This window comes from Limnohabitans sp. Rim8, assembly GCF_945869175.1.
Classification (GTDB): domain Bacteria; phylum Pseudomonadota; class Gammaproteobacteria; order Burkholderiales; family Burkholderiaceae_C; genus Limnohabitans_A.
On sequence record NZ_CAMBNZ010000029.1, the window covers coordinates 1 to 19,997 of the forward strand.

The 19,997-nt window shown below is 57.2% G+C and carries 18 protein-coding genes and 1 tRNA gene; 10 read left to right on the plus strand and 9 right to left on the minus strand.

Annotated elements, in window-relative coordinates; genetic code table 11:
* A partial coding sequence (locus Q0O19_RS06385) for a uroporphyrinogen decarboxylase family protein (RefSeq protein WP_295521133.1) occupies nucleotides 1-174 on the minus strand: 174 nt, incomplete at its 3' end.
* 140 nt (nucleotides 175-314) lie between these two features.
* Between Q0O19_RS06385 and dxs the strand changes: the two genes are divergently transcribed.
* Both dxs and hemA read left to right on the plus strand, forming a co-directional pair.
* Nucleotides 315-2,192 (plus strand): 1-deoxy-D-xylulose-5-phosphate synthase, encoded by a 1,878-nt coding sequence (dxs, locus tag Q0O19_RS06390; RefSeq protein WP_295521099.1) that lies wholly within the window; start codon nucleotides 315-317, stop codon nucleotides 2,190-2,192.
* Nucleotides 2,193-3,446, plus strand: coding sequence for a glutamyl-tRNA reductase (gene hemA / locus Q0O19_RS06395; protein WP_295521100.1), 1,254 nt, complete (start codon nucleotides 2,193-2,195; stop codon nucleotides 3,444-3,446). It abuts the gene before it with no gap.
* Nucleotides 3,447-3,450: 4 nt separating this feature from the next.
* Here hemA and Q0O19_RS06400 read toward each other — a convergent pair whose 3' ends face one another.
* Nucleotides 3,451-4,488 (minus strand): P1 family peptidase, encoded by a 1,038-nt coding sequence (locus Q0O19_RS06400; RefSeq protein WP_295521102.1) that lies wholly within the window; start codon nucleotides 4,486-4,488, stop codon nucleotides 3,451-3,453.
* A 169-nt stretch (nucleotides 4,489-4,657) separates the two neighbouring features.
* On the opposite strand from Q0O19_RS06400, the gene Q0O19_RS06405 reads away from it, so the two are divergent.
* Nucleotides 4,658-4,734: transfer RNA gene (locus Q0O19_RS06405), tRNA-Arg, on the plus strand.
* Nucleotides 4,735-4,799: 65 nt separating this feature from the next.
* A complete protein-coding gene (gene greB / locus Q0O19_RS06410; protein WP_295521103.1) occupies nucleotides 4,800-5,354 on the plus strand; it encodes a transcription elongation factor GreB in 555 nt (184 codons plus the stop codon).
* Nucleotides 5,355-5,367: 13 nt separating this feature from the next.
* Here greB and Q0O19_RS06415 read toward each other — a convergent pair whose 3' ends face one another.
* The 4 genes from Q0O19_RS06415 to Q0O19_RS06430 all read right to left on the minus strand — a co-directional run bounded on the left by Q0O19_RS06415 (nucleotide 5,368) and on the right by Q0O19_RS06430 (nucleotide 9,522).
* Entirely contained in the window at nucleotides 5,368-7,638 is a 2,271-nt protein-coding gene (locus tag Q0O19_RS06415) for a bifunctional (p)ppGpp synthetase/guanosine-3',5'-bis(diphosphate) 3'-pyrophosphohydrolase (protein ID WP_295521105.1), read from the minus strand.
* A 102-nt stretch (nucleotides 7,639-7,740) separates the two neighbouring features.
* A complete protein-coding gene (gene rpoZ, locus Q0O19_RS06420) occupies nucleotides 7,741-7,941 on the minus strand; it encodes a DNA-directed RNA polymerase subunit omega (protein WP_108407279.1) in 201 nt (66 codons plus the stop codon).
* 31 nt (nucleotides 7,942-7,972) lie between these two features.
* Complete coding sequence (gmk, locus tag Q0O19_RS06425) at nucleotides 7,973-8,593, minus strand: guanylate kinase (RefSeq protein WP_295521106.1); 621 nt, start codon at nucleotides 8,591-8,593, stop codon at nucleotides 7,973-7,975.
* Nucleotides 8,594-8,604: 11 nt separating this feature from the next.
* Complete coding sequence (locus tag Q0O19_RS06430; protein WP_295521108.1) at nucleotides 8,605-9,522, minus strand: YicC/YloC family endoribonuclease; 918 nt, start codon at nucleotides 9,520-9,522, stop codon at nucleotides 8,605-8,607.
* 174 nt (nucleotides 9,523-9,696) lie between these two features.
* On the opposite strand from Q0O19_RS06430, the gene rph reads away from it, so the two are divergent.
* Genes rph through hemW form a run of 3 tightly spaced genes read left to right on the plus strand, consistent with a single transcriptional unit; the run spans nucleotide 9,697 to nucleotide 12,305 of the window.
* Nucleotides 9,697-10,452 carry a ribonuclease PH gene (gene rph / locus Q0O19_RS06435; RefSeq protein ID WP_295521109.1) on the plus strand — a complete coding sequence of 252 codons (756 nt, stop codon included), beginning with the start codon at nucleotides 9,697-9,699 and terminating at the stop codon, nucleotides 10,450-10,452.
* A 19-nt stretch (nucleotides 10,453-10,471) separates the two neighbouring features.
* Nucleotides 10,472-11,086: a non-canonical purine NTP pyrophosphatase gene (locus Q0O19_RS06440; RefSeq protein WP_295521110.1), complete on the plus strand. Its 615-nt coding sequence runs from the start codon at nucleotides 10,472-10,474 to the stop codon at nucleotides 11,084-11,086.
* 7 nt (nucleotides 11,087-11,093) lie between these two features.
* Nucleotides 11,094-12,305, plus strand: a complete 1,212-nt coding sequence (gene hemW / locus Q0O19_RS06445) for a radical SAM family heme chaperone HemW (protein ID WP_295521112.1) — start codon at nucleotides 11,094-11,096, stop codon at nucleotides 12,303-12,305.
* A 26-nt stretch (nucleotides 12,306-12,331) separates the two neighbouring features.
* On the opposite strand, the gene Q0O19_RS06450 is transcribed toward hemW, so the two are convergent.
* Complete coding sequence (locus Q0O19_RS06450; protein ID WP_295521114.1) at nucleotides 12,332-12,889, minus strand: hypothetical protein; 558 nt, start codon at nucleotides 12,887-12,889, stop codon at nucleotides 12,332-12,334.
* Entirely contained in the window at nucleotides 12,886-13,254 is a 369-nt protein-coding gene (locus Q0O19_RS06455) for a hypothetical protein (RefSeq protein WP_295521116.1), read from the minus strand. Before Q0O19_RS06455 ends, Q0O19_RS06450 begins: the two co-directional genes overlap by 4 nt.
* A gap of 82 nt (nucleotides 13,255-13,336) precedes the next feature.
* Here Q0O19_RS06455 and Q0O19_RS06460 point away from each other — a divergent pair, with 82 nt between their 5' ends.
* From Q0O19_RS06460 to Q0O19_RS06470, 3 genes are all read left to right on the plus strand, one after another.
* A complete protein-coding gene (locus Q0O19_RS06460; RefSeq protein WP_295521118.1) occupies nucleotides 13,337-14,302 on the plus strand; it encodes a Gfo/Idh/MocA family oxidoreductase in 966 nt (321 codons plus the stop codon).
* Between the two features lie 239 nt (nucleotides 14,303-14,541).
* The gene (locus Q0O19_RS06465) at nucleotides 14,542-16,353 is read left to right on the plus strand and encodes a YHYH protein (RefSeq protein WP_295521119.1); all 1,812 of its coding nucleotides are present in this window, start codon (nucleotides 14,542-14,544) and stop codon (nucleotides 16,351-16,353) included.
* Nucleotides 16,353-17,408: a HupE/UreJ family protein gene (locus tag Q0O19_RS06470; RefSeq protein ID WP_295521121.1), complete on the plus strand. Its 1,056-nt coding sequence runs from the start codon at nucleotides 16,353-16,355 to the stop codon at nucleotides 17,406-17,408. The genes Q0O19_RS06465 and Q0O19_RS06470 overlap by 1 nt, the downstream gene beginning before the upstream one ends.
* 399 nt (nucleotides 17,409-17,807) lie before the next feature.
* Here Q0O19_RS06470 and Q0O19_RS06475 read toward each other — a convergent pair whose 3' ends face one another.
* Nucleotides 17,808-19,955, minus strand: a complete 2,148-nt coding sequence (locus tag Q0O19_RS06475) for a hypothetical protein (RefSeq protein WP_295521123.1) — start codon at nucleotides 19,953-19,955, stop codon at nucleotides 17,808-17,810.
* Nucleotides 19,956-19,997 lie beyond the last annotated feature (42 nt).

Here is a 19,997-nt window from a genome sequence, read left to right on the forward strand (position 1 = left end):
GACTTCGGTGGCGAAGTCGACGTTGGTGGCCAGGCCCATGAAGCTGCCGGCTTTGGCGCGCGTGGCGCAGTACTCGGGCAGGTAGCGACCGGCTTGGCGCATGAGCCAGACGGGGGTGTGGTCGGTGGCTTGGCGCAGGCAGGCGCGCAGAAATGTGTCGTTTTGCAGGGTCATGTGGGGGTCGGTTTTTCAGCGTTAGACGGTCTGGATGGGAATGTGTCAACTTTTTTACTTTTGCAAAGTGTCAATCTAACTTGACATTTTGTCAAATGCCTGTAGATTCCCATGCATACAAGTCAACTTGAAGACCCACCATGGACGCTTTACGGGAATGGATTCAATCGCCAACTCAGTTGAGAGCGCTGCCCATGGAGCGCTTGCCGGCCTTGGCCAACGAGTTGCGGCAAAAGCTGATTCAGTCCGTCTCGAAAACCGGCGGGCATTTCAGCTCCAATTTGGGCGCGGTCGAACTGACCATTGCCTTGCACTATGTGTACAACACCCCGGAAGACCGCTTGGTTTGGGATGTGGGCCATCAAACCTATGCGCACAAAATGCTCACGGGCCGCATGGACCGGATGCCTTCGCTGCGACAGCGCGGTGGCCTGAGTGGATTTCCGCTGCGCCAAGAAAGTCCATACGATGCATTTGGCACGGCCCATTCGTCCACCAGCATTTCAGCCGCCTTGGGCATGGCCATGGCCGCCAAGCTCACGGGGCATCCTCGGAAATCGGTGGCCATCATCGGTGACGGTGCGCTGACTGCGGGCATGGCTTATGAAGCCATGAACAATGCGGGAACCAGCCACTGCAATGTGTTGGTGGTGCTCAACGACAACGACATGTCGATCAGTCCGCCCGTGGGGGCCTTGAACCAATACCTCGGCGAGTTGATGTCTGGCCGGTTTTATGCGCAGGCCAAAAAACTCAGTGAAAAACTGTTGCGCAATGCCCCACCCTTGTTTGCCTTGGCCAAGCAACTGGAACAGCAAACACAGCAATTCATCCAGCCTGCGACGATTTTCGAAAAGCTCGGTTTTGCCTACACCGGGCCGGTCGATGGGCATGATGTGTTGGGTTTGGTGCAAATTTTGCAAAAAGTTTCACAAGAAAAAGGCCCCCAGTTTCTGCATGTGGTCACACGCAAAGGACAGGGGTACGAACGCGCTGAAATCGACCCTGTGGCGTATCACGGACCCGGTAAATTCGACCCCGCCGTTGGCTTGCAGCAGACACCCACCAGCAAGCAGACATTCACGCACGTTTTCGGCCAATGGCTGTGTGACATGGCCACCCAGGATGCACGATTGGTTGGCATCACGCCGGCCATGCGAGAGGGCTCTGGCATGGTGGCCTTCAGCCAGCGCTTTCCAGACCGTTACCACGATGTGGGCATTGCAGAGCAGCATGCCGTGACCTTTGCTGCGGGTTTGGCTTGTGAGGGACTCAAACCGGTGGTGGCCATTTATTCGACCTTCTTGCAACGCGCCTACGACCAATTGATCCATGATGTTGCGCTGCAAAACTTGCCCGTGGTCTTCGCGCTGGACCGGGCCGGTTTGGTGGGTGCCGACGGCCCGACGCACGCTGGCATGTTTGACATCGCCTTCACACGCTGCATTCCCAACATGGGTGTGGCCTGCCCGGCCGATGAAAACGAATGTCGGCAATTGCTGAGCACGGCATACGCCCAAAACCACCCGGTCACTGTGCGCTACCCCCGGGGCGCGGGCATTGGCAGCCAGGTCTCACCCGACTTGCAAGCGTTGCCATATGGACAGGCTGAAATTCGCCGACAGGGACGGGGCTTGGCCATTCTTGCTTTTGGCCCCTTGCTCTATGAAGCCTTGAAGGCGGCCGAGTCTCTGGACGCCACGGTCGTGAACATGCGCTGGGCCAAACCGTTGGATTTGGCGCTTCTGGCGCAGGTTTTCCAGGACCATGAGCGTTTCATCACGCTGGAAGACGGTGCACGGATGGGTGGCGCTGGCGCGGCTGTGCTGGAGGCCTTGCAGGACTTGGGCATCCAGAAACCTGTGTTGGTGATGGGCTTTGAGGACGCCTTCACAGAACACGGTGATCCCCAGGAATTGATGCAACACTATGGGCTGACTGCGGCAGGCATTCACCAAAAAATGGCTCAAGCTTGGCCAGATTTTTATGTCGCGCCCCAGCTCAGGAAGGTGGTCTGAATGGCCGTCTGGACGCTGGGACTGAACCACCGAACCGCGCCCATCGATTTGCGCGAGCGTTTTGCTTTGGCCTCCGACCAACTGGTGTTGTCATTGCAAGGCCTGCGCCGGCGTCTGGAAAAGCACAACGAAGTGGCGATTTTGTCCACTTGCAACCGCACGGAAATTTATTGCGCGGGCGAACAGGTGCAGTGGCAAGAAACGCTCCATTGGCTCGCTGACACGGGCAAAGCAGAAGTCGACAGTTTGCAATCGCACATTTACCGACTCGAGGGTGGGGCTTCGGCAAGGCATGCCTTTCGCGTCGCCAGTGGCTTGGATTCCATGGTCCTGGGGGAGTCGCAAATACTCGGTCAATTCAAGAATGCGGTGCGCCTGGCAGCTGACTCAGGTGCCTTGGGCTCCACCTTGAATCAGTTGTTCCAGCGCTCGTTTGCCGTGGCCAAAGAGGTACGCACCAGCACCGCCATTGGCGCCCATTCCATCAGCATGGCCGCGGCGAGTGTTCAGCTGGCCGGCAGAATTTTTGAAAACATCCAAGACACCCGAGTGCTGTTTGTGGGCGCTGGCGAGATGATCGAATTGTGCGTGGCGCACTTCGCGGTCAAATCGCCCCAATCGATCACCATTGCCAACCGCTCCTCAGAAAGAGCCGAATTCTTGGCAGCCATGCATGGCGGTCGCAGCATGGCTTTGGCCGACCTGCCGGCGCGCCTGCATGAATTTGACATCGTCATCAGCTGCACGGCCAGCACTTTGCCTTTGATCGGTCTTGGTGCGGTACAAAGCGCCTTGCGATCCCGCAAAAACCGGCCGATGTTCATGGTCGATCTGGCCGTGCCCCGGGACATTGAACCCGAAGTCAAAAAACTGTCGGGGGTGTACCTCTACACCGTTGACGATTTGACGCAGGTGATTGAAAGTGGCAAAACCCACAGACAAGAAGCGGTGGCAGAAGCGGAAATCATCATTGACCAAGGGGTGGCCAAATTCATGGCCTGGTTGGACCAGCGCAGGCATGTGCCTTTGATCCAAGAGCTCAATGGCCAAGCGGCCGCTTGGCGTCAGACCGAACTGGACCGCGCCCGTAAACGCCTTGAAAAGGGCGATTCCATCGACAGCGTGATGGAGGCCCTGTCACTGGGTTTGATGAAGAAAATGCTCAACGGCCCCTTGCGAGAACTGAACCACCACAGCAGCGAACAAAGAGAAAAAGCCCTGGTGGCCGTCAAGCAGTTCTTTTTGAACGACTGAGCTGTCAGCGGGCAGGCGTCATGTCCATGGCCGCAGGCAAAAGCCCCAAGGTGGTCTGAACACTTTGCGCCTGACGGATGGCATCGACGGTGGCCAGTGCCGTGGCTTCGGCGGCCATCACGGTGAGCAGCATCAAATCCACGGGACGTGTCTCGGTGCCTGTGGCCAGGGCGAACAAGGTGTCGCCATCCAGGGGGGTGTGTGCAGGGCGGATGGCGCGGGCCAGCCCATCGTGGGCGCTCATGGCCAGGCGTTTGGTCTGGGCTTTGGTCAGATGGGCGTTCGTGGCGACCACGCCAATTGAGGTGTTGGTGCCGGGCAAGGGCCGGTGGCCGCGCTCGCCGGCCAGCATCGCGCCTTGGGTGTCCAGCAGACCCAGGCCATCCCTTGTGCGGGCCCCTGCCAGCAACTGGCCTGTGGCCGGGTCGAGCACATCGCCCACCGCGTTGCAGGCCACGATGGCCCCCACCACCCAAGGACCGACACGCACGCTGGCGTTGCCAATGCCGCCCTTCATCGAGCGGTCCAGCCCAAAGAGTTTGCCCACACTGGCGCCCGCACCAGCACCTACATTGCCTGCAGCCGGTGTGGCCGCCGATGCCGCTTGGCAGGCGGCATAACCGGCAGCCGCACCGGGGCGGGCTTGGGGATCATCGCCTTGGCGCACCACGGGCAAGTCAAACAGCACGGCGGCAGGCACGATGGGCACACGGCCGTGGCCGGTTTCAAAGCCAATGTCGTGTTCGCTCAAATAGCGCACCACGCCACTGGCCGCATCCAGACCAAAGGCGCTGCCACCGCTGAGCACCACGGCATGCACCTGATCGACCAGGTTAGCGGGGTCGAGCAAGTCGGTCTCTCGCGTGCCAGGCGCGGCCCCCCGAACGTCCACGCCACCCACCGCGCCACCAGGGGCCAGCACCACCGTGCAACCGGTCAAGCGTTCGTTGAGTGTGAAATGGCCCACTTGCAAGCCTGAAACGTCGACAAGGCTGCCGCCAAATCCTGTAGGTGCTGTGTTAACAATTATTTCGGATGACATCAAAACCTCTCACCATCGTTGCTCACAGTCCCGAGGATAGCGCGTGCCCCTGTTTGTCCTGAAGAGGCTGCTGAGCTTTGTGTTGACTTGGTTGGCCACCAGTCTGGGTGTTGTTTGCCCGCGGTGCCTCTCAGTGCCCTCAAAAGCTTGCTATAATTGAACGCATGATGCGGCTGTAGCTCAGCTGGATAGAGTACTTGGCTACGAACCAAGGGGTCGTGGGTTCGATTCCTGCCAGCCGCACCAAAAATTAGAAAGCCCACAACGAAGGTTGTGGGCTTTTTCTATTTCCGACACATTCAACAGCACGCATGAGCAAAGCCCTCACCCAAGATCTTGGCGGTGACGACGACGAAGAGCAGGGCTTACCTGCTTTGCCTTCGGGTGCGCGCAATTACATGACCCCTGCAGGTTATGCCCGATTGCGGGCTGAGCTGTTCACTTTGATCGATGACGAGCGACCCCAAGTGGTAGAGACCGTGCATTGGGCGGCGAGCAATGGCGATCGGTCTGAAAACGGTGATTACCTGTATGGCAAAAAACGCCTGCGCGAAATCGATCGGCGCGTCCGGTTTTTGACCAAGCGGCTCGAGCTGGCAGAGGTGGTGGACCCCACCGTTCACCATGGCAGTGAGCAGGTTTATTTTGGCGCCACCGTCACCTATGTCGAAGCCTCTGGAACAGAACGCACGGTGACGATTTTGGGCATTGACGAGGCCGACAGTCTGCAAGGGCAGGTCACTTGGGTATCGCCCATAGCCCGCACATTGCTCAAGTCACGCGAAGGCGATGAACTCAAGCTGGTCACGCCTGCAGGCGTTTTGGAGATCGAGGTCTTGCACGTCAGTTATCCCGCCCCGGGCTGAAGGGCGGGCCCCATCAACTGCCGCTCACGCTTTTGTTGGTTAGACGGTCGGCTTGGATCACCGACGGTGTGCGCTTGAGGTGGCGCATCACTTGCTCCAGGTGGGTCGTGTCTCGGACCGAGACCACAAACTTCAGCTCGGCGGTGTCTTGCGGCGTTTCATGGCCCATGTCAACGTGAACGATGTCTGTTTCAGCGCTGGCCAATGCACCGGCGACCCGTGCCAACACGCCTTGGCCATTGAGCACGGTGACGCTGATGCTGGTTTCAAAACTGCGGGTCATCTCGTCTGACCACTCCACGCCAATGAAGCGCTCGCTGTCCTTGTGCTCCAGTTTGCGGGCGATGGCACAGTCTCGCGTGTGAACGGCCAGGCCTTCGCCACGGCCCAAATAGCCCACGATGTCGTCGCCCGGCAAGGGTCTGCAGCAACGCGAATAGACCACCGACGCGTTTTCGCTGCCATCGAGGTTGATCGCGCCTTGCGAAATGGATTCGTGGGCGGTGAATCGCTCGCGTGTCATCAACAGGGCATCGGGTTTTAGGCCTTTTTCAAACAACAAGGCGGCCAAGCGTTTGGCCACGATGGTGGCGATGCGTTTGCCCAGACCAATGTCCATGAGCAAATCGGTTTGGTTGCGGTTGCCTGTAAAGCGAAAGAGCTTTTCCCACAAGGCGTGGTGGGCTTCGTCAAGGGCTGGCAATTTCTCAATGCCCTCAGCCCGCAGCGATTGACTCAGCAGTTTTTCACCCAGTTCCACCGATTCGGTTTGCGCCATGGTTTTGAGGTGGTGGCGAATCTTGGAGCGGGCGCGTCCTGTGCGAACAAACCCTAGCCATGCGGGGTTGGGGGCAGACACGGGCGCTGTGATCACTTCGATCACATCGCCATTCTTCAGCTCTGTCCGGAGTGGGACCTGCTCACCATTGATGCGTGCGGCCATGGCGTGGTCGCCCACCCGGCTGTGGATGGCGTAAGCAAAGTCCACCACCGTGGCACCCCGTGGCAAGGCCATGATTTGGCTTTTGGGCGTGAAGACATAGACCGCATCGGGGAACAAGTCGACCTTGACATGGTCCCAAAACTCGGCCGCGTCGCGCGTTTCGGTCTGGATGTCCAAAAGCGACTGCAACCACTGTGTGCCCAAACGCGCCGATTGGGCGCTGGCCGCTTCGTGTTCTTTGTACAGCCAGTGCGCGGCAACCCCCGATTCGGCCACCAGGTGCATGGCCTCGGTGCGCATCTGGAACTCCACGTTCACACCCGACGGTCCCACCAGCGTGGTGTGCAGCGATTGGTAACCGTTGACTTTGGCAATTGCGATGTGGTCCTTGAACTTGCCCGGTACAGGCTTGTAAATTTGGTGCAACCAGCCTAAAGCGGTGTAACAGTCGACGACCGAGGGCACGATGACCCGAAAACCGTAAATGTCGGTGACCTGGGCAAAACTCAGGTGCTTGTCGTCCATCTTCTTGTAGATGGAGTAGAGCGTTTTTTCGCGCCCCCTGATGCGCACGTGCATCTTGGCTTGGGCAAAAACGGCTTCGACGTCGGCTTGTACTTTTTGAATCAGGTCTCGCCTGCGGTTGCGAGCCCGAGAGACGGCCTTGGTCAACACCGCATAGCGCCAAGGCAACAGATACTTGAAGGCCAGGTCTTGCAGCTCGCGGTAAATCTGGTTCAGACCCAAACGGTGGGCAATCGGCGCGTAAATTTCGAGTGTTTCAGACGCGATACGGCCCCACTTGGTGCGCGGCATGTCGGACATGGTGCGCATGTTGTGGGTGCGATCGGCCAGTTTGATCAGGATGACACGCACATCGCGGGCCATGGCCAGCAGCATTTTGCGAAACGACTCGGCCTGGTTTTCTTCTCGGGTGTTGAATTCCAGCTTGTCCAGCTTGGTCAGGCCATCCACCAGTTCAGCCACGGGGGAGCCAAACCGCTCAATCAACTCGACCTTGGTGATGCCGCAGTCTTCCATGGCGTCGTGCAACAAGGCGGCCGCCAAAGCCTGGGCATCGAGCTTCCATTCGGTGCACAAACCGGCCACTGCGATCGGGTGAGTGATGTAGGGCTCGCCACTTTTGCGCATTTGCCCCAAGTGGGCTGCGTCGGCAAATTTGTAGGCTTTGCGCACCACCTCGATGTCGGTTTCACTGAGGTAACCAATTTGGGCTTCCAACACCGCAAAACTGGCCGCCGCCGCATTGGCCGCAGCGGGGGCGATGGCCTTGGGGCGGCTGTGTCCCATTTTGGATGACGTTGGCGTGACAGAACTCATGTCATCAATGTAACGCAAGCCGTTGGGGGCTTGGTCTGCAGACGAAAAAAAGCCCCATGTCTGGGGCTTTTGCCAATCCGGCAGCGCCGGACAGTGGGCGAATCAGGAGACGCGTTTGAGCATTTCGATACCGACTTTGCCGGCCGCGATTTCACGCAGAGCGGTCACGCCCGGCTTGTTTTTGCTCTCGATGCGGGGGGTGTGACCTTGGCTCAGCATGCGGGCGCGGTAAGTCGCGGCCAAAACCAACTGAAAGCGGTTCGGGATCTTTTCCAGGCAATCTTCAACAGTGATGCGGGCCATGATGTTTTCCTTGAAAATTTCTGAGCTGGTTTCAAGCCATTTTGAGCGCTTGGAAGGTGTCCGGCCGGGCTCGGCGCTGGACATGGTACTTGAGCCGCTGGGCGTGAACAACCGCTTTAAGGTCAAACAAGGCACGATCAAATACTTCGTTGATTATAACGAAGTCAAATTCAGGGGCCTGGGCGATTTCGATGGCCGCATTTTGTAGGCGCAACTCGATGATCTCCGGGGCGTCCTCGCCGCGCCGCTCCAGTCGTGAGCGCAATTCTTCCCAGCTGGGCGGCAAGATGAAGATGAGCACCGCATTGGCATAGGTTTTCTTGATCTGCAAAGCGCCTTGGTAGTCGATCTCCAGCACCACATCCGCGCCTTGGGCCATGCGCTCTTCGATCATCTTTTTGGAGGTGCCGTAGCGCTGGCCATGGACATGGGCCCACTCGACGAACGCGTCGCCCAACACCAGCGCATCAAATTCTTGAGCCGAGGCGAAAAAGTATTCGCGGCCATGCTTTTCCTGGCCCCGGGGGGCGCGGGTGGTGTGCGAGACGGTGGGCTGCACGCGCGAGTCGAGTTCCATCAGGGCCTTGACCAAACTGGATTTGCCGGCCCCGCTGGGGGCGGCCACGACAAAGAGGTTTCCGGGGTAATCCATGGGGCGGGTCTTTATTCGATGTTTTGGACTTGCTCTCGCATTTGCTCAATCAGAACCTTCATGTCCACCGAGATCCGGGTCATCTCCAGCACCGCTGACTTGGAGCCCAGTGTGTTGGCTTCGCGGTGCAGTTCCTGAATCAAGAAGTCCAGGCGTTTGCCGATATCGCCCCCCTTGGAGAGCAAACGGGCGATTTCGTCCAAGTGCGAGCGCAGGCGGGTGAGTTCCTCGGCCACGTCGATGCGTATGGCGAAGGCCGTGGCTTCGGTGAGCGCCCGGTCCTGCGCGGCCTCGGGCAGGTGGCTGCCATCGGCCAGGGCCATGGCGTCTTTCCAGCGCTCCAAAAAACGTTGGCGCTGCTGCTCCACCAATTGCGGCACCAGCGGCACAGCCAAATCGGCCAGGCTGAGCAGCTGGTCAATGTGGCCTTGCAGCATTTGACTCAGGCGGGCGCCTTCACGCGCGCGGGCTTCTCGCAGCGCGTCCACGGCCTGGGTGGCCAGTTGCAACCAGATGGCTTCGTCAGCTGCCGCGTGGCCTGAACTTCCAGCGCTCATGCGCAGCACATCCGCCACGCTCAACGGCCGCGCCTCGGGCAACCAGTCTCGAATTTTGTCCTGCAAGGCCGCGATTTTTTGCAAGGCCTGGTGGTTGGGCGCTTGCAAAGCGGCACCGTCACCCGCATCCTGGCTGGCGCGCACCTCGACTTTGCCGCGTTTGATGTGCCGGGTGATCAGTTCGCGCAAACCCGGTTCGAGTTGGCGCATCTCCTCGGGCAAGCGAAAACTCAGGTCCAAAAAACGGCTGTTGACCGAGCGGATTTCCAAGCCCAGTCGGGCCGTGGGGGCCAAAGGGGCAGGGGTTTGACCGTCTGCGGCCAGCGGGCTGTGTTGCACGCTGGCGTATCCGGTCATGCTGTAAACTGGCATCGGTCAAGTTCCTTGTGGCAGCGACTGGCCAAATTGGCCTTGTAGCACTGCGTATGTCCAGCTTAACAACTGAACATGAAACGAGGCATTATCTCAAACTCTTGGGTTCGACCCGCTCGCGCAACCTGCAGGGCAAGATGCCGGGCTCCACGAGCCACACCATTCCAACGACACATGAACACCATCTCTGACGTCCGATCTGGCCGCGCAACCGACGCTTTGCGCCCTGTGCGCATCACCCGGGGGTACACCATCCATGCCGAAGGCTCGGTCTTGATCGAATTTGGCCAGACCCGCGTGCTGTGCACCGCTTCGGTCGAAGAAAAGGTGCCCGGCCACAAAAAAGGCAGTGGCGAGGGCTGGGTCACGGCCGAATACGGCATGCTGCCCCGCGCCACGCACACCCGGGGCGACCGCGAAGCCGCACGCGGCAAACAAAGTGGCCGCACGCAAGAGATCCAGCGCCTGATTGGCCGCTCGTTGCGGGCGGTGTTCGACCTGAAGAAACTGGGCGAACGCACCATTCACCTCGATTGCGATGTGTTGCAAGCCGACGGCGGCACCCGCACCGCCAGCATCACGGGTGCATTTGTGGCCGCGCAAGATGCCGTCAACTGGTTAATGGCCACCGGCAAACTCAACGAATCGCCTCTGCTTGACCGCGTGGCGGCCATTTCGGTGGGGCTGAAAAACGGGACCGCTTTGCTGGACCTGGATTACCCCGAAGACTCGGCCTGCGACACCGACATGAACGTGGTCATGACCGGTGCGGGCCACTTTGTGGAAGTGCAGGGCACCGCCGAGGGCGTGGCCTTCACCCGAGTTGAGATGGACCGCATGTTGGCCTTGGCCGAAAAAGGCATTGCGCAGTTGGTGCAGTTGCAAAAACAGGCCCATGACGAGCCCCAAACCTTGACCTTCAGCGCCTAAAACGCAGGTCAAATTGCTCATGAACATTGTTCTGGCCTCCAACAACGCTGGCAAATTGGCCGAGTTGCAAATCCTTTTTGCGCCACTGCACATGACGCTGGTGCGCCAGTCCGAGCTGAACATTCCCGAAGCCGCAGAACCGTTCAAGACCTTTGTGGAAAACGCCCTGGCCAAAGCCCGCCACGCCGCACAGCTCAGTGGATGGCCTGCCTTGGCCGATGACGCGGGCTTGTGCGTGGACGCCTTTGGTGGCCAGCCCGGTGTGGACACCGCCTACTATGCCACCCGCTTTGGCTACCCCAAGGGCGACGACACCAATGTGACCGCGCTGCTGGAGCAGATGCAGGGCATCGCCAACCGCCGTGCGGCCATGGTCAGCACTTTGGTGGCGCTGCGCAGCGCCGACGACCCGGAGCCCCTGATCGCCGTGGGCCGAGTGGTGGTCGACATCACGCCCGAGCGCCGGGGCGGCAATGGCTTTGGCTTTGACCCGGTGATGAGCTTGCCCGAATTGGGCAAGACCTTTGCCGAACTGCCTTCTGAGGTCAAAAACGCCAACAGCCACCGCGGCCGCGCTGCGCAGGCCATGCTGGCGCTGATGCGCGAACGCTGGCCTGAATCCACATGGGTTTGAGCTTCTCATGAACCCCAGTCTGGACCCGGTGCACGCCATGCGACCCGGTGTGTTGCAACTGAGCGCACTGCCGCCGCTGTCTTTGTATGTGCACCTGCCTTGGTGCATCCAAAAATGCCCGTATTGCGACTTCAATTCGCACGAACACCGTGCTGGGGCTGATCCAGCCTCCACCCATGAGGCTTATATCAACGCCTTGTTTGCCGACCTTGAAGCCAGTTTGCCGCTGATCTGGGGCCGCAGCATCCAGACCGTGTTTTTGGGGGGTGGCACGCCCAGCTTGTTCTCGCCCGAAGCGATCGACCGTTTGCTGGGGGGCATTCGGGCCCGCGTCCGTTTGGCGCCCAATGCCGAAATCACCATGGAAGCCAACCCCGGCACTTTTGAAAAAGACCGCTTCAAGGCATTCCGCCAGGCCGGCATCACCCGCTTGTCCATTGGCGTGCAAAGCTTTGACAACGCACACCTGAAAGCGCTGGGGCGCGTGCACGACCGTGACCAGGCCCTGGCCGCGGTGACCGAAGCGGCGCAGGTGTTTGACACCTTCAACCTGGATTTGATGTATGCCTTGCCGGGCCAAACATTGGCGGGTTTGACGCAAGACATTCAAACGGCATTGGCTTTTGCGCCGCCGCACATCTCGATTTACCATTTGACGATCGAGCCCAACACGGTGTTTGCCAAGTTTCCGCCGGCTTTGCCCGAAGACGATCTGGCGTACGAGATGATGGACCGCATCACCGAATTGACCGCTTGCGCAGGCCTGAACCGTTATGAAGTGTCTGCCTACGCCAAGCCGGGGCACAGCTGCGCCCACAACCTGAACTACTGGCAGTTTGGCGATTATTTGGGCATTGGGGCCGGTGCCCACAGCAAGCTCAGTTTTGCCCATCGCGTGCTGCGGCAGGTGCGCTACCGCGAACCTGCGCTTTACATGCAGCAAGCCATGAAGGGCGAGCCCATCACGCAAAGCGCCGAAGTGTCACGACAAGAGTTGCCGTTTGAGTTCATGCTCAATGCCCTGCGATTGCGCGCTGGCTTTGAGTTGGCCGACTACGTGGACCGCACGGGTTTGGCCATGACCAGCATCCAAAAAGGTTTGCTGGAAGCCGAGAAAAAAGGCTTGATTGGCCGGGACCTGCAAAGGGTCTGGCCCACAGAAAAAGGATTTGATTTTTTGAGTGACTTGCAAGCGCTGTTTTTGGCCGAGAGCGATTGAGCGCTCAGTCCACCAGGCCAGCGCTGTCATTTTTGGATGTGCAGCCGATCTATTGCGAATTTGAAGCCATAGAGCATGACCAAGGCCCCAGAGACGTTGCCAATGAACATGGGCCACACATCCACCCAGATATTGGTCAGAGGCTTATCCACCCAATGCCAGGCGATTTGGTGCACAGCCGCGCTGGCCGCAGAGGTGGCCAGCGTCAAATTCAGCAACTGCAAGGGGTGAATCTTGTGCAGTGTTTGGCTCAACCATTGCCTCTTTTGCAGGAATTTCATCACCAACCAAGGGGTCAATCCGCCCGCCACGCCGTTCAAAAAGCCCAGTATGGGGTCGGGGCCGTCGATCAGCTGCCAATCCACGTACCAGCCGCCCAACATCAAACCCACGGCACCGGGCAAGCCCAGCACCAACACCAAGATGACCCTGAAGCCCGCAGGCAAGAACAACCAGTTGATGCCCTCTCTGTGTTCGAGGCTGTAAAAAATCAAGTCGTTGAGCTCAAAGAAGCCCACAAACAAAACAGCACTGAGCAAAGTCAGTGCTGTTTTTTGAAGTGCCCTGCCGATCATCAGCGTCATGCAGGGCTGTCTTGGTGGGCCGCTTGCATGGATTGCCCGAGATGGCTGAAGTAGTCCAAGGTGCGTTGGGTCGGGATCAAAAACTTGGCGCGGCGGTCGCCTTCCAGATTCAAGGTGCCGAGCATTTCTTTTTCACGCAGCCGCGTGACGCGCTTGTGCAGCGTGGCAGGTGAGCCCAGATCCGCCAGGGCGATGGCCTCGCGCACGGTCATGGGCTGGTTTTCGTACCAGCGCAGCACCACGGCTTGCAGCAGCGCTTTTTCGTTGGCATCCATGTCCATGCCATCGGGCAGGGCTTGAATCACCTTGGCCAACTGCAAAAAACGCATGTAAGCGGAGGCAAAAGGGCTGTTAATGTTGCTCATGAAATGATTTTATCGTGATATTTGATATATTTAATCATTCAGTTGTGTTGAATTGTTAAGCTCGACACCAAAGGAGAGAGACATGACACATCGAATGGCCATCATTGGCTTGGGCATCATGGGCCGGCGCATGTTGGAAAACGCGTTGCAACACCCTGCTTTTGAGCTGATCGGTGCCTGGGACCCGTCTTCCGAATCGGTGGCCAAAACCCAAGCCGCACACCCGGGCGCCCCTTTTTCAGCCAGTGCCGATGCCGCGATGGCCGGTGCCGATGTGGTTTATTTGGCTTGCCCGCCGGGACCTCGAAAAGCCTATGCCTTGCAGGCTGCAGCGGCCGGGCAAGGCGTGTTCATGGAAAAACCCTTGGGCACCGACCCTGCACAAAGCCGCGATTTGGTGGCCCAATTGCGTCAGGCCCGTCTGCCCGGCGTGGTCAACTTCACACAAGCTGCTTCGCGGGGCTTTGAAGAACTGCATCGGGCCATGGCGGCCGGTGAAACCGGCGAGTTGTTGGGCATTGACATTGTGGTGAACTACCCGGCTTGGCCCCGTGCCTGGCAAAAAGAGGCCGAATGGCTGCGTTGGCGTCATGAAGGTGGTTACACCCGCGAGGTCATTTCGCACTTTTTATTCTTGGCGGGCCGCTTTTTGGGCCCCTTGACTTTGCAACAGGCCTTGCCGCGTTACCCCCAAGACCCTACGCTGTGTGAACTGGACATGTTGGCCAGGTTGACCACGGCCCAAGGCCAACCCGTGACGGTGATGGCCACCACGGGGGGGCAGCAACCCGATCGACAAGAGGTCACGGTGCGCGGCAGCCGCATGAATTACCAGTTCAGGGAGTTTTACCAACTGTGGCGCTCAGACGGCGGGCCATGGCAGGAAGCACTCGACTGGACCACAGAGGACCCCCGAACCAGCGCACTGCAGCGGCAATTGACGCAGGTGGATTTGTGGCTGCAGGGGCTGCCCCATCAATTGGCCACGGCCGAAGAGGCTTTGGCGGTTCAGGACTTGGTGGAAGCGATGTTGGTGGGCAAGCAATGATGGGGGGTGTGCGACATTGCCCCGATTCATCTGTCTTTGCCACGCATGAACCATGAACGTGAAATGGGATTGCCGTTAAATGATTGATGAGGCTGTTCACAAAAGCGATTTTCAAGATTATGATTGACTAAAATAAAGTCAATAATTCTCCTATGTAAAAATTTTATCTTGGTAATATTATTTACTATTATAAATTAACAATATAGTTGAATTTAAATTTCAGTAAAGTAAGGTTTTATATGTTTCGTCACATTTCAGTGTTGGTGCTTTCTACCTTGTTTGCAGGCAGCGTTTTTGCCGCAGACACTTACGACTCTGCCACCAATGTATTGAGTATTCCCTTGGTCAAGGTGGGCGGCTCCATGTATCAAGACGTCAAAATCACGGTGGGCACGGTGGTGAGTTTGGGTTCGGGCCCAAGTGCTGACACTTTCGATACTTACAACTCCAGCAATAACCAGTTGAGCATTCCGGTTGTCAATGTGGGTGGCACCATTTATTACGATGTGGTCATCACGGTTGGCGAAATCAGAGCAGTGGGGGCAGATTGCTTGATCGCTTCAACTTGCAGCAAGGTCGGTACACCCGAAGTCAAAGGCGTGTTGCCGGGCGATGGCAGAGTCAGTGTGATGTTCAACTACATGGGTGGCAAGATCACCAGTGCCCTGTCCAATTCAAAATTTGTTCAGGCCACCAATTACACGGCGATTTGTACCTCTTCCAACGGCGGTGTCACGGGATCGAGCCAAACCAGTGTTGAATATGTTGCAGGGCTTGCCAACATCACCAACCCCTTGGTGGTGAGTGGCCTGACCAATGGCAAAACTTACACCTGCGCAGTCACGGCGTCCGCTTCAGCAGCCTATCCCGCGACGTCAACTTCTTCTTCGGCAACGGTGCCCAATACGGGCTCCGTGAACGCTGCTGGCGTACTCAGTGGCACCGCCAACACAGCGCACACCCAGGCGTATCCGACCTATGCCTCCTATTGCAATTACACCAACCAAACCGCAACAGGTTTGTCGACCCCAGCCACGGTTTCCTATTACAGCACCAGTGGCACACTGACCAGTGGTACGAGTCAGTCCAGCTTGGCCTGTACAAGTTCTGAGCGCACCATTTCGGGCAATGCCATTCCAGACCACAAGGCGTCGGAATTCTTCACCAATGGCCTGACGGGTTACACCTCCAGCCCTTACTTTTCGGGTAATCCGAATAGCATTGGCGCCAAGACGGTGAGTAAAACAGTGCCCCTGTCGGGCACCATTTCTAGCCTCTACACCAGAGGAGCCAATGGTTTCGACACGGACGCTTGCTACACCTACACCAGCGGAACAGAGCCGAGTACCAGTGCCAACAACAAGTGGACTTCTGGGACCAAGGTTTGGAGCTCAGGCGCGCTGCGGTGTACTTGGGTGGCTTATTTTTCCTACCTGAACAACAGCGTCAAAGTCGAAGTGGGCACGGCTGAAACTTACGTCAGCAGTGGCACCACCTACAAAGTGTCAGGTAAAAACATTTACCAAGATGTGGGTCTTGATCCCAGCAACGCGCACAACCAACCCACCATGTCGTCAGGCTCAACCGCAAAGTATGGTTACTACCATGTGCATGGCATGCCCGAGGGACAGATCGCACGACTTGGAAAAGGCAACAGCACCATGACCCTGGTGGGCTTTGCGGTGGACGGCTTTCCCATCTATGCCCGATATGGCTATACCAATCCCAGCAGCACCACAGGGGGTGTGACCGTCATGAAATCCAACTACCGACTCAGAACGGCGGCTGAATTGACTGCCGCTGGGTACACCAACCGACCTTCGGCCAGCATTGCACCTTACGGCACTTTTGAGCAAGACTGGGTGTTCGATGCCACGAGTACGGCCAGCAGCAAGGGCAACCTCGATGCATGCAATGGCAGATACGGCGTGACGCCTGAGTCTCCCACCACATCGGTGTACCACTACTTCATCACCGATGCCTATCCCTTTGTGCCCCGCTGCGTTTTTGGAACGCCAGCTTCTTGGGCCAATGACGGCTCGGTCAATTGATGGGGGTGGTTCGTTTCATTGCTGCACTGTGGTTTTGTGCGATGGGCGCTGGCGCCCATGCACATTTGATTTCAGCGGGCAATGGCTTGGTCAATGTCTTGCCTGAGCGGGCTGTTTTGTTGCTTGCTGTGCCCGTTTCAGTTTTTCAAAATGTGGACATCAACCAAGATGGATTGCTTCAGCCCGAAGAAATTCGGGCTAACCGTGATCGAATCATTGAACAACTGAACCAATCCATCCGTTTTGAAATTGGAGACGCTCAAGGCGAGGTGTTGGACGACCAGATCATGGTGTCTGTGCATGCCGATGACCGTCAGGGAACGCCTCAAATCGAATGGCTTCGCCAAATCAAGTTCCCCCAGGAAGCGTTGAGTTTGCCAGTCAAAATCTCATTGACAGGCCGCTTGCTGAATGGAGAGTATCTTTTTCAAGTCAAAAGGGTTGATGGTCAAGAACTGGCCAAAATCAGCGCATCGCATCCCTCACATGTTTTCTTCAACCAGAGTTGGGGAACATTCCAGGCTTTTTTCATAGACGGTTGGCAGCACATTGTCGAAGGCTATGACCACCTTGTTTTTTTGGTCACTTTGCTGGCGGCCAGCGTGGTGTGGCGGCGGTGGTTTTGGCTCTTGACGGCTTTTACATTGGCCCACGGAATCACCTATGGCTTGGCCAGTTTTGGCGTGGTGCAGGTGAGGTCCGAACTCATTGAACCCGTCATTGCACTCACCATCCTCATCACCGCCGCCTTGAGCTTGTTCAAGGTGCAGTTGCGGTTGAGGACAGAAATGGTGGCCGTTTTTGGCTTGGGTCTGTTCCATGGCTTGGGCTTTGCCAGTGCCATGGCCCTGCAGTTGCAGGGTCAAAGATATCCCATGTCATCCATTGTGGGGTTCAACCTGGGCGTAGAGGCGGGTCAAATTCTGATTTGTCTCATTTTGGGTGGCCTGTTTGAGATCTTGAAGCGAAAATCACAACAGCTTGAAAATATCAGAAACGGAATGATTTGGTCGGGGTTTCTGGCGGGTGGTTTTTGGCTGTTTGAAAGAATTTAACAATGAGTCGCAGCATGAAAGAACTTTCTCAAACCAAGCTGGCCCTGATCATGGTGGCCGCATTGGCACTGATCTGGCTGCTACAGCCCACCGTTTCAGCGTGGTTGGGCCCAGATGAAACCGGGCCCACGGCACCGAAAGTTGAGTTGAATCCCAACCAGGCACCATCCAAACCCAATGGTTCACCGACCTACCCTGCACTGATGCCAGGTGAGGATCCTTTCAAAGCACATCTCGAAAAAAATGGCGCGTCGCCTACGCCCCTCGCCAAGCCTTCTGCTGGCACGCCTGGCCCATCAACCAGCGCGAACCCAGCGGGTGCTGATCCTTTCAAAGCTTTGTTAGAGCAGCAAAAGCAACTCGGCAAAGAGGTGGGTGTTTCCCCTTTCGGGAAATAGATCACTTCACCGTGCCGCCCATGTATTTGTTGGTGCTGAAATTGCTGCTGGCCCTGAAAAAAGGAATGTCATTGGTTTTGCCAATGTAGGCGCCCTTCATCAGCACATTCAGCGTGGTGGTGAAGGTGACCAGTTCCGCCTTGTGGTTGACCACGTTGTGGGCGTGGTAGTGGTAACCGATGCCATCATGGTCGTGGGCACCAAAGCTGTCCAGGGGCGTGCTGTAACCCTTCATGGCTGTGTCGCTGCTTCTGTATTTTCCAAACAGGGCAATGCCATCGTAGCCAAAGCCAATCATGGGTGGATGCGTTTTGTTCACATAGTCAGCATCGCCATAAACACCCAAACTGAAGCCCGTTTGATAGCCGTCAAAGTGGCAGTGCGGGCCGCCACCGCCTTGCCCCACGTGGCAGCCGCTGGCAGTCAACTCCCCAAAGAGGTGCGAGGGCACCAAGTTGTTGTTATAGGCAGGAAACATGACGGAGCCATCGATCAGCAAGCCGTTGTCGGCAGAGTCGGCGTAGGTGTACACATCCGCCGCGAGAGAAGCGTTGGTGCGAGCTGTCCACAAATTTTTGGTGAAGGTGTTGTCCGTGACTTGGGTCACCACGCCATAGTCTTTCATGGGGATGAGGGTCACATAGTTTTCCAAGTTTGAAAACCGTGTGACTTTGGACGAGGGATAAGACCCCGTGCCGTCGGCTGGGGGGTGCGGCACATCTTTCAGGCCGTTGGGGGAGGCTTGGTTGCCATAGTTCACCACCACCATGAAGGGGTGGTATTTGCCGGCGGTGTCCTTTTCATTGGTGAAGTAGACGTAGGGCACCAAATTTTGACCGGGCGTGCCATCTGCAATCGAGTCGCTGACCAGTTTGTGCGCCAAAGTGGCATCTCTGTAGGCCGAATAAAGCGCTGTCGAGTAACGCAATTTTTCACCAGAAGCTTCAACCGCTGACTTGATGGCGGCCAGCATGGCATCGGCACTGGTTTTCGTGCTGGCGTTCACCCCGGGTGTCGCCACTTGGTTGCGGTAAGTGCTGTTGACTTGTTTGTAAATGCTGCCAGACGTGCCTTCTGTGGCGGCCACAGTATTTTTCGACAAGAAGGGTGCTGGGTCGTTCGTGACGAAGGCGACACTCAGCGGATTGAGAAACTCTGGGATGCCCAGTTCTAGAGCCGAGTTGTAGGCATACAAGGGCGTTGCGTCCGTGGAAGATGCCACCAATTTGTAAACGCCACTGCTGAGATTGACAGAGTAGTTGGCCGCCGAAAAAGCGGTATCTTCGGTGTAGCTCACGGCATGCGTGGTCCCACCTTTGTCGTTGGCAGCCGTGGTGTACGCATATTTGTATCGTTTTTTGGCTTGCAATAATTTGGTGCTGCTGTCGTAGGCAAATGTGACGTAGCCATACACCGTGGCGGCCTTGCCAAAGTTGTTCCTGAATTTGAGCTTGTTGCCATCTGCCGCATCAAAGTCAATGGCGTTGTTGGGATGAAGGCTGGATTCGAGGCGAAAGTAGCCCGAGCCGTCGGCCACCACTTGGACCAGCTTTTGTAAATACTGCTGGTAGGTGGTGGTGGTCGCCAGGGTGCCTGTCTCCACAGCGTAACCGTTGGTGGCATCGTAAGTCGATCCCACTTGCATGTAATTGGCGTTGGTGGTTTGGCTTGACGCATTGGACAGCAAGTACCTGCTGCGGTTTGTGAATGCAGACGCCCGCACCATGGTGCCGGGTGTGTAACTGGCTTCGATGGCGCTGGCGTATCGCGTGGGTCCGTAATACAAAGCCGCGGACGTGCTGTCGTCGCTGCTGCATTGGGCTGCAGTGCTGCAAGAAGCGCCCACACTCAAAACACTGCCAACCGTGATGATCACGTTGTAATAAGTCGTGGTTCCCACCAGCACTTCAGGAATGGTCAATTGATTGTTGGCGGCGTTGTACTCATCGTACGTCGGTGCAGAGGGATCTTTGCTGCCCACGCTGATCACGTTGCCCACAGTGATTTGCACATTGGCGTAATAGGTGCTGCTGACTTTGACCAAAGGAATGTTCAATGTATTGCTGGAGCCGTCGTAAGTGTCAGCCGCATGAGCACTCGTGAAAAAACCGATGGCACTGAGTAAAAATAACAATTGGATGCGGTTCATGATGAGATATGGATGGTGCCAATAATTGTTAAATCGTCAAAA

Bases quoted from the DNA above. Each gene is read 5' to 3' on its own strand.
- dxs (WP_295521099.1), top strand. From the start codon at position 315: ATGGACGCTTTACGGGAATGGATTCAATCGCCAACTCAGTTGAGAGCG.
- hemA (WP_295521100.1), top strand. From the start codon at position 2,193: ATGGCCGTCTGGACGCTGGGACTGAACCACCGAACCGCGCCCATCGAT.
- Q0O19_RS06400 (WP_295521102.1), bottom strand. From the start codon at position 4,488: ATGTCATCCGAAATAATTGTTAACACAGCACCTACAGGATTTGGCGGC.
- greB (WP_295521103.1), top strand. From the start codon at position 4,800: ATGAGCAAAGCCCTCACCCAAGATCTTGGCGGTGACGACGACGAAGAG.
- Q0O19_RS06415 (WP_295521105.1), bottom strand. From the start codon at position 7,638: ATGAGTTCTGTCACGCCAACGTCATCCAAAATGGGACACAGCCGCCCC.
- rpoZ (WP_108407279.1), bottom strand. From the start codon at position 7,941: ATGGCCCGCATCACTGTTGAAGATTGCCTGGAAAAGATCCCGAACCGC.
- gmk (WP_295521106.1), bottom strand. From the start codon at position 8,593: ATGGATTACCCCGGAAACCTCTTTGTCGTGGCCGCCCCCAGCGGGGCC.
- Q0O19_RS06430 (WP_295521108.1), bottom strand. From the start codon at position 9,522: ATGCCAGTTTACAGCATGACCGGATACGCCAGCGTGCAACACAGCCCG.
- rph (WP_295521109.1), top strand. From the start codon at position 9,697: ATGAACACCATCTCTGACGTCCGATCTGGCCGCGCAACCGACGCTTTG.
- Q0O19_RS06440 (WP_295521110.1), top strand. From the start codon at position 10,472: ATGAACATTGTTCTGGCCTCCAACAACGCTGGCAAATTGGCCGAGTTG.
- hemW (WP_295521112.1), top strand. From the start codon at position 11,094: ATGAACCCCAGTCTGGACCCGGTGCACGCCATGCGACCCGGTGTGTTG.
- Q0O19_RS06450 (WP_295521114.1), bottom strand. From the start codon at position 12,889: ATGACGCTGATGATCGGCAGGGCACTTCAAAAAACAGCACTGACTTTG.
- Q0O19_RS06455 (WP_295521116.1), bottom strand. From the start codon at position 13,254: ATGAGCAACATTAACAGCCCTTTTGCCTCCGCTTACATGCGTTTTTTG.
- Q0O19_RS06460 (WP_295521118.1), top strand. From the start codon at position 13,337: ATGACACATCGAATGGCCATCATTGGCTTGGGCATCATGGGCCGGCGC.
- Q0O19_RS06465 (WP_295521119.1), top strand. From the start codon at position 14,542: ATGTTTCGTCACATTTCAGTGTTGGTGCTTTCTACCTTGTTTGCAGGC.
- Q0O19_RS06470 (WP_295521121.1), top strand. From the start codon at position 16,353: ATGGGGGTGGTTCGTTTCATTGCTGCACTGTGGTTTTGTGCGATGGGC.
- Q0O19_RS06475 (WP_295521123.1), bottom strand. From the start codon at position 19,955: ATGAACCGCATCCAATTGTTATTTTTACTCAGTGCCATCGGTTTTTTC.